The 8,639-nt window shown below is 67.6% G+C and carries 7 protein-coding genes; 3 read left to right on the top strand and 4 right to left on the bottom strand.

The window, feature by feature from the left end; genetic code table 11:
* Positions 1 to 301 precede the first annotated feature (301 nt).
* Entirely contained in the window at positions 302 to 1,117 is an 816-nt protein-coding gene (locus tag DY245_RS35690; protein ID WP_181924024.1) for a class I SAM-dependent methyltransferase, read from the top strand.
* Positions 1,118 to 1,529: 412 nt separating this feature from the next.
* Entirely contained in the window at positions 1,530 to 2,876 is a 1,347-nt protein-coding gene (locus DY245_RS35685) for an ISL3 family transposase (protein ID WP_342354250.1), read from the top strand.
* A 418-nt stretch (positions 2,877 to 3,294) separates the two neighbouring features.
* Here DY245_RS35685 and gap read toward each other — a convergent pair whose 3' ends face one another.
* From gap to DY245_RS35670, 3 genes are all read right to left on the bottom strand, one after another.
* Entirely contained in the window at positions 3,295 to 4,293 is a 999-nt protein-coding gene (gene gap / locus DY245_RS35680; RefSeq protein ID WP_128511247.1) for a type I glyceraldehyde-3-phosphate dehydrogenase, read from the bottom strand.
* 107 nt (positions 4,294 to 4,400) lie between these two features.
* Positions 4,401 to 5,357 (bottom strand): GlxA family transcriptional regulator, encoded by a 957-nt coding sequence (locus tag DY245_RS35675; RefSeq protein WP_128511246.1) that lies wholly within the window; start codon positions 5,355 to 5,357, stop codon positions 4,401 to 4,403.
* A 750-nt stretch (positions 5,358 to 6,107) separates the two neighbouring features.
* Entirely contained in the window at positions 6,108 to 6,296 is a 189-nt protein-coding gene (locus DY245_RS35670) for a hypothetical protein (protein ID WP_128511245.1), read from the bottom strand.
* Positions 6,297 to 7,315: 1,019 nt separating this feature from the next.
* Here DY245_RS35670 and DY245_RS35665 point away from each other — a divergent pair.
* On the top strand, positions 7,316 to 7,828 hold the full coding sequence (locus tag DY245_RS35665; protein WP_128511244.1) for a hypothetical protein: 513 nt from the start codon (positions 7,316 to 7,318) through the stop codon (positions 7,826 to 7,828).
* A gap of 112 nt (positions 7,829 to 7,940) precedes the next feature.
* Here the strand turns inward: DY245_RS35665 and DY245_RS48535 are convergent, their stop codons facing one another.
* A complete protein-coding gene (locus tag DY245_RS48535) occupies positions 7,941 to 8,351 on the bottom strand; it encodes an endonuclease domain-containing protein (RefSeq protein ID WP_425329484.1) in 411 nt (136 codons plus the stop codon).
* Positions 8,352 to 8,639 lie beyond the last annotated feature (288 nt).

Genomic DNA, 8,639 nt, shown 5'->3' with positions numbered 1-8,639 from the left:
TCTCGGCAGGGGCCCGTGCTGCCTGAAGTCATGAACTGTTCGATTTCTGCAGAGCTTCGAGTGCTGCCCAAACTCGTGTACAGGTGCTGTCGGTTCTCGGGCTCTGGTCCACTTCGTGTGGTCGCGTACACAGGGGGACTGTTGATCTTCGCCTAATGGTGGTTTTAGTGGTCGTAGGCGGTCAGTGCGCGCATGGCTGGCTGGCCGCGCATGAAGCTGGCTCCCCTCATCAGGCCCCTTGGAATCGATCTTCTAGGCTGGCGCGGTGACTGATGAGCAGGAGTGGGTGCAGCCGTCGGGAGTGTGGGCCACGGCGGTGGGGGTGGCCAGGGTGCGGGCGCTGGAGACCGAGCGGGAGAACGCGCTGTTCCGCGACCCACTGGCACAGGCCTTCGCCACCGCCGGCGGCCTGTGGCCCTCCTCGCCGCCGCTGCCCGATGACGCGGCCGCGCGACGCCGCCGGCTGGCCGTGTCGTACTCCATCGTCATCAGGACGAAGTTCCTCGACGACCTGTTGCAGCAGGCCTCCGCGTCCGGGGTCCGGCAGGTCGTGCTGCTCGGCGCCGGAATGGACAGCCGGGCCTTCCGGATCGACTGGCCCGAGGGCACCCGGCTGTTCGAGGTCGACACCGCCGCGCCACTGGACTTCAAGGCTTCGGTGCTGCGCCAGGAGCGGGCCGTCGCACGCTGCGAGCGGATCACCGTCGCGGTGGATCTGCGTGAGGACTGGCCAGGCGCGCTGGCCGCCGCAGGGCACGACCCGGCCGTGCCGACCGCGTGGATCGCCGAAGGACTACTGATCTATCTGCCCGAGGACGCGGTGGAACTACTGCTGGCCCGGATCAGCACGCAGTCGGCGGCAGGCAGTCGGATGGGGCTGACATTGGGCTCGCGCGGCGTGATCGAGCGCTTCGGCGCGGACGCCGCGCCGGGATCGGCGGCGTCCATGTGGGTCTCGGAGATGCCCGACGACCCGGTGGGCTGGCTGGCCGGGCACGGCTGGGAGGCCGACAGCCACACCCTGCGCGAGCGCGCTGCCGCCTACGGCCGCCCGATCAGCACCCCGCCGCAGCGCGAGGAGCGGCCCGGCGGACTGATCTCGGCGGTCCGCCGGTAGAGCGCCTCCCGGTTCCCTAGATGATCGATTCCAAGGGGGCCTGATGAGTGGAGCCAGGTTCAATCGCGGCCAGCCAGTCATGCGCGCACTGACCGCCTACGACCACTAAAGTTCGCCCGAAAATCGCCTGGCTGGACGGTGGTGTGGTCGACAGTCCTTCGCCGTGAACGAAGTGCTGCCGCAGTTGAACGAGCTGCTGTTTTCCTCGGTCGAGGGCGTGTTGGTGGAATCGGTCGAGGTGATCGACACGGTCGTCCGGGTCGAGGCCCGTACGACCGCAGGGCGGGCGGGCGGCCTGTCCGGGGTGCGGGTGCTGGTCGGGGCGAATACACGGCTCCTACCTGCGATTTCCTCGTGATCTGCCGACGGCGGGCAAGTTCGTCGTGGTGTCGTTGCGGGTGCGGAGGTTCGTCTGCGAGGAGGAATCCTGCGAGCGCATGACCTTCGCCGAGCAAGTACCCGGTCTCACCCGCAGGTTCGGGCGACGGACCGAGCGGCTGCGGTCGACGCTGGTGTCGGTCGGTCTTGCGCTCGCGGGCCGGGCCGGCGCCCGGATGACGGACGCCTTCAAGGTTCCGGTCAGCCGGAACACCCTGTTGAGGCTGATCGCCTCGCTTCCGGACCCGCAACCGCAGTACCCCGCGTGGTCGGCGTGGACGAGTACGCCCAGCACAAGGGCCGTGTCTACGGAACCGTGCTCGTCGACGTCGAGACACGTCGCCCGGTCGACCTCCTTCCCGATCGGGAGGCGGACACGCTCGCGGCCTGGCTCGCCGAGCGGCCCGGCATCGAGATCGTCTGCCGTGACCGGGCGCCCTTCTTCGCCGAAGGTGCCACCCGCGGCGCCCCGCAGGCCCTCCAGGTCGCCGACCGATGGCATCTCTGGCACAACCTGGGCGAAGCCGCCGAGAAGTGCGTCTACTGGCACCGTGGCTGCTTGCGTCCCACGCCGGCCCAGCCTGAGGAACCGCAGGAAGAGGCGGAGCCAGCTGCGTCGCCCTGGCCGACAGGGCACCGGTTCGCCGAACGCACCCGCGCCAAGCACGCCACCATCCACGCTCTCCTCGCCGCCGGGCACAGCAAGCGGTCCGTCACCCGGCAGCTCGGGATGACCCTCAACACGATCTTGCGTTTCTCCCGTGCCGCTACTGCGGAGGAGATGTTCACCGGGCAGTGGCAAAGCCGTGCGACCAGGCTCGATGACTACAAGCCCTACCTCGATCAGCGTTGGCAGGAAGGCTGCAGCAACGCCTGGAAACTGTGGGAGGAGATCAGGGAACAGGGCTATCCCTGCGGCTACGCCAGTGTCCGTGCCTACGTCAGCAGGACGCTTCGCGGCAAACCCCAACCGGTCGGCCCCCGCCCGCCGTCAGCCCGGGCCGTTACGCGCTGGATCCTCACCCACCCCGACGCCCTACCCGAAGGCGACCGGCTCCAGCTCAAAGCCGTCCTGGCCAATTGCCCCGAGCTGACGGCACTTGCCGAGCACGTGCGCTCCTTCGGGCACATGGTCGCTCACCTCCAGGGCGACCAGTTGCCGACCTGGATCGAAGCGGCTACCTCCACCACCGAACTGCCCAGCCTCCGGAGCTTCGCCCAACACCTCGAACGCGACCTCGACGCCGTCACCGCGGGCCTCACACTGCCCTGGAACTCCGGCGTCGTGGAGGGTCATGTCAACCGGATCAAGCTGCTCAAGCGCCAGATGTTCGGCCGCGCAGGATTCGAGCTCCTGCGCAAACGAGTCCTGTTGGCGTAACCGAGAGTCACGCGACCGCACGAAGTGGACCCGAGCCGGTTCTCGTGAACAAAGCCAGTGTCCAGGGCTTCACCGTAGAGTGGATCTATACGCGCGTACAAGACGTTTGTTTAAGACGTTCGCGTGGATCTCGATGTGCCGCACTGTGCCGGGACGCGGTAGTTGGAACTGCGGGGGCCTGGCGACCTGCGTCCCTCCGGGCGGCGGGACACTGCGGTGGGAACCGACGGGACCTTCTTGTTGGCACCTGCGGTGATGTGCCACGCTTGTTTGCACCGCTCTCGGATCGCCCATCAGCGTCTGACCTTGCCAGGAAGCAACTGGCTGAGCGCTCCAGTTGGCCCGGCTGGCCAACTGGAGCGCTAACAGGAGGTGCTGGGCCGCGCGGCCTCCGCAGGAGGGCCACCCCGGTTTCCGGTCAGCTGGTGGCGAGGAGTTCGAGCGTATCGATCACGCGGTTCGAGAAGCCCCACTCGTTGTCGTACCAGGCGACCACCTTGACGTGGCGGCCGTCGACGCGGGTGAGAGCCGAGTCGAAGACCGCCGAGGCGGGATTGCCCGTGATGTCGGACGACACGAGCGGGTCATCCGAGTACTCGAGTACGCCGGCGAGCGGCCCCTGCGCCGCGGCGCGGTATGCCGCCAGCACGTCCTTGCGCGTCACGTCGCGAGCGACGGTCGTGTTGAGTTCGACGAGCGATCCCACCGGAACCGGCACGCGGATCGAGTCGCCCGACAACTTGCCGTCGAGCTTCGGCAGCACGAGGCCGATCGCCTTGGCAGCGCCTGTCGTGGTCGGCACGATGTTGACAGCAGCGGCGCGGGCGCGGCGGGCGTCGCGGTGCGGACCGTCCTGCAGGTTCTGCTCCTGCGTGTAGGCGTGCACCGTCGTCATGAAGCCGTGCTCGATGCCGGCAAGATCGTCGAGCACCTTGGCCAGCGGGGCAAGCGCGTTGGTCGTGCACGAGGCGTTCGAGACGATCGTGTGCACGGCGGGGTCGTACGCGTCGGTGTTGACCCCGAACGCGAGTGTGACATCGGCGCCGTCCGCTGGCGCGCTGACGAGTACCCTTTTCGCGCCCGCGTCGATGTGGGCGCGGGCGGCCGTGGCCGACGTGAAGCGGCCGGTCGCCTCAAGCACGATGTCGACGCCGAGCTTGGCCCACGGCAGCTGCGCCGGTTCGCGCTCGGCCAGCACCGTGATCCGACGGCCGTCGACGACGAGGGCGTCCCCGTCGACGGTCACCGGGCGTCCGAGCCGGCCGGCCGTGCTGTCGTAGGCGAGCAGCCGGGCGAGAGTGGCGGGCTCCGTCAGGTCGTTGACGGCGACGATCTCGAGGGCGCTGTCGCGCTCCAGCAGTGCGCGCAGCACATTGCGTCCGATGCGGCCGAATCCGTTGATGGCGATGCGAGTCATGAGTGATGTCCCTTCCCTTCCACACCAGGCTCGCCCGCGGCCAGCGCCGTTGACAGTGGCGGGATCGCCACGGTTCAAAAGGATCCCGCCACGCGGTGCCGGGCGGGTTACTCGCCCCGGGTGAAGGTGCGCCGGTACTCGCTCGGTGTGGTGCCGAGGATGCGCTGGAAGTGCAGGCGCAGGTTCGCGCCGGTGCCGAGCCCGATGTCGGCGGCGATCTGTTCGACGCTGCGCTGCGAGCGCTCGAGCAGTTCGCGGGCCAGGTCGATGCGGGCGCGCATCACCCACTGCATCGGCGTGTAGCCGGTCTCCTCGACGAAGCGCCGGGAGAACGTGCGCGGCGAGACCCCCGCCTGCCGCGCCAGTATGTCGAGGGTGAGGGGCTCGCCGAGCCGGTGCAGCGCCCACTCGCGGGTGGCGGCGAACCGCTCGCCGAGCGGCTCGGGGACGCTGCGCGGCACGTACTGGGCCTGGCCGCCGCTGCGGTAGGGGGCCGCAACCAGACGCCGGGCCGCGTGGTTGGACGCGGCCACTCCGAGGTCGCCGCGCAGGATGTGCAGGCACAGGTCGATGCCGGAGGCGGCGCCGGCCGAGGTGAGCACGCTGCCCTCGTCGACGAACAGCACGTTCTCGTCGACCTGGACGAGCGGATGCCTGGCCACGAGTGCCCGCGTGTAGTGCCAGTGCGTCGTGGCGCGCCTGCCGTCGAGCAGGCCCGTGGCGGCGAGCGCGAAGGCGCCCGTCGAGATGGCGGCGAGCCGCGCGCCCCGATCATGGGCGGCGATCAGTGCCTCGACGACGGCCTGCGGCGGGTCGTCGCGGTCCGGGAACCGGTAGCCGGGGACGAAGACGATGTCGGCCCACGCAAGCGCGTCGAGGCCGTGGGCGACGTAGTACGCGAGGCCATCGCCGCCGGTCACGGGACCGGGTGTCGCGCCGCACACCCGCACCTCGTACGGCATGCTCGCGCGGGTCGTGAACACCTGCGCAGGAATACCGACATCGAGAGGCTTCGCACCTTCGAGCACGAGGACGGCGACGCGATGCAGGGGTGAGGCTGGCACGGGGAAGAGGGTACGCAGGGGTGCAGGGGGGTGCATCAGCCCAGTTCCCAGAGCCGTGCAGGTCCGCCGGACCTGTGTCGACATGGGCGCGGACATCGCCCGGTTCCAACATGCGTGACCAGGTTCCAACTAACGCGTCACGGCTCACGCACACACCGCCACCTATCGCGCTCGACTCGCCAACTGCCGCGCTAATCCGCCAACTGAAGCGCTCAGTCACAGCCCCTTGTCCGGTGTCATCGAACCTTGAGTACGCGCCACCGGACCTTGACGGATGCGAGTTCATGTCACCGAAGTTTGAGTGCGCTGGTCAGAGGCCCAGGCGGGGTGACGTCAGCGCCCCCGTCGGCCGGCCGAAGTGGTGCCAGGGCCGTGCGGCACCAGCATGCTCGTGACCAGGACTTTCGCCGTTCAAACTTCGATGGCACACGCGCAACCTTCGCTGTTACAGGATGTCCCGTCTCAAAGGATCTGGTCCGGAGCCGTGGCCCTGACCAGCGACGACCAGATCGGTTTGAGACGCGCAACCGGGGCGAATCTCAGTTGATCTGGTCCGCGGAGATGCTTCACGGGCACAGCGAACAGCTGTCCACGACGTCCGACCTGGTCGTCTCAGGCAGCGACCTGGTCCGTCGCAAGCGAATCGGACCCGGCTGCTTGAGACGGGGACCAGATCGACGGAGACAGGACACAGGACACTCGCGGCCCAGGAGGGCCGGGCCCCGCAGCACGGGGCCCGACATCACCGGGTCAGGGGGTGTATACCCAGACCTGAACGTCCGCGTGGGCCTTGCCGTAGACCGCCGCGTACACCTGCCCCGTGACATGGATCCATGGGGAGCAGGTCTTGTGCTTGGGACCCCAGTAGGTGGCGTGCCAGAGCACCGTCTGCCGGGGCACGGAGTTCTCCTGAAGCTTGACCGTGAAGCCCTTGTTCAAGCGGCTTCCCGATGCGTTGAAGCAGAGCCGGGTGCTGCCGTGCGCGTTGCTCCAGCTCGATGACTGCTTCGCGGAGCCACGATAGGTGGAGATCCACTCCCCTGTCGGGTTCGCCGACGCCGACACCGCTCCGGCGCCGACCGCGAGGGCAACGCCAGCCGCAGTGACAGCCCCGCGCGACAGGCTCCGACGTGATGCTGCTGGACTCTTCATATGCCTCTCCCTCATGCAGTGGTGGGTCACATCTGATGAAATCGGTGTGCTGACAGCCATTCAGTCGCGTCACTCAGTTATGTGGAGGTCCCTATCCCTTGCAATGAAGGGCGGTGCCGGTGGACCGCATCGCCCTGGCCTGCCGGACTCAGGCTGCAGGTTGGGTGCCCCACCCGGCCAGGCCTGCCGCCGAAGTGACGCGCTCACGGGACGTCCCAGACCCTGAGCTGCAGGGACGCAGGCACTCGTGACGACCGCGCGGGACAGTGGCCGCAGACGGAGGCAGCTCCGTAACGCGATCAGGTCCGATGCGCACGCCTCTTGCACCCAACCGATCGGGCAGGATGCCCTCTTCGGAACACACGGACGAACGTCTCGCGGGACCACGTGCCGGACTGGCCGTGGTGGCCACCCGATGAGCGGCTGGACGTTGTGGGTTGCCGAGAAGTCCATCCGTGCAGGCGAGAGGCAGGATCGCGCGGTCTTGCTGACGGTGGGTGTGCGATGTCTCAGCGCACTCAAGGTTCGATGACACCGGACAGTCGCTGTGACTGAGCGTTGCAGTTGACCACTGAGTGTTCTCCCCTGCCAGTTGAGCGTGGGGAGGTCTGCCCGGCCGCGGGATCGACGGGTTGGTTGCGAGGGAGGCTGATGGAGCCATTGCCGCCCGGCGCCCTTGGCTCGTTTTGCGGACCGGTTGGCGAGGGGCGGAACCATGCGCAGGGCGTCGGTCTCTTACGGGGCAACTCGCCGCGCCTTTCTGGTCGCGATGGCGGCCAATTCCCCTCCTGTGTGAGGCGGTGAGGATGCATGAAGCCCAGGCCATTGGCCTGAGAGAAGAAAGGCTCTTTATGAACGTGAAAATGGGTCGATTAGCCGGTCGCCGCGCCGTGCGCTCAGTCGGTGCCGTCGCTACCGTGCTGCTCGCTCTCGGTGCCGTTGCCGGTACCGCCACCAGTGCGTCCGCCACGTCTACCGCCGTGCCTCATGTGGCGGTGGGCGCCAAGAGTGAAGGACTGTCCCAGCCGGGTTTCGAGCTGGATGTCAATGGTCAGGTCGAGCACATCAGCGAAATCTCCGGTCTGTCGGATCACGAAGTCACCGTGATGCGTGGCTCGAACCACAGTGGTGGATTCGATGACTGGATCAACGCCGCGCTCAACAATAGTCCGGATGCCAAGAGGAAATTCCGCATCGTGCTAAATGACGGCAACAGCAAACCCGCGAGGGGGTGGGAGTTCACCGAAGGCTGGGTCAGCAAGGTGGCCGGTGAGGCGATCACCATCACATTCAGCAAGGTGGAGGTCTTCCAACCGTAGCTGCTGACGGCGGGTAGGTGAGATCTTGCCGTGCCCGGTGTGGTCGCGGCGTCGGGGCCGTCCTGGCCAGCCCTCGTTCACCGGGCTGGCCCCCGCCGGTTCGGCAAGCTGATCACCGCACTGCGGCACGGCGATGCGGACCCGGTCCACAGGGGACAGTCTGGGGCGCCCGCTGCGGACCGGGTCCTGCCGGTCGCGGCGTACCGGTAGACGAACCTGGCAGCCTTGACGTCGGTCCGGGAAGCGAGGTTCCCCAGCGGCGACGCTCGTACCGCCGGAGGCAGTCTTCGAACACCGGAACGGTGGTAGTGCTGCGGCCGACAAGCTCGTACCAGGACAGCCCTTGCGTATTGCACAGCCGGCACAGGTAGCCGGGCACACACTTCCCACATGAGGGGCCACGGGAGGGGCAGGAGGCGCTGTCATGGTCGATGCGGAAGGCGCTTCCCCCCTCTTGCCACTGCCGCTTGCAGATGTCGCATCGGTGGTCGCGGGACTCTCTGAACTCCCGGACTGCCTCCATCGACGAGAATTTGAACCGCTTCATGAGCACGTAGTCCGGCTGACAAGCGACGCAATAGGTCGACCGGCTGCCGAGTTGAGCTGACGAACGGCCGAACTCTGCGAGGGACTTGACGTCCTTGCAGGCGGGACACCGCTTCAAGCCAGCTTCCCGCAGCGAATACGCCTCATCCTTGCTGATCCGCAGCGAGAACAAGGGCGCTAGTTGTTCTGTCTCGGAAGGTTGTGGACGGGTGATGCAGGTCTCGGCTGAGGGATCTTGAACGGGTGAGGGCCTTGCGGGTTCGGT

This window comes from Streptomyces inhibens, assembly GCF_003389455.1.
Lineage (GTDB): Bacteria > Actinomycetota > Actinomycetes > Streptomycetales > Streptomycetaceae > Streptomyces > Streptomyces inhibens.
Note: the sequence above shows the minus strand (reverse complement) of the source record. Positions and strands in the feature narration are given on the sequence as shown.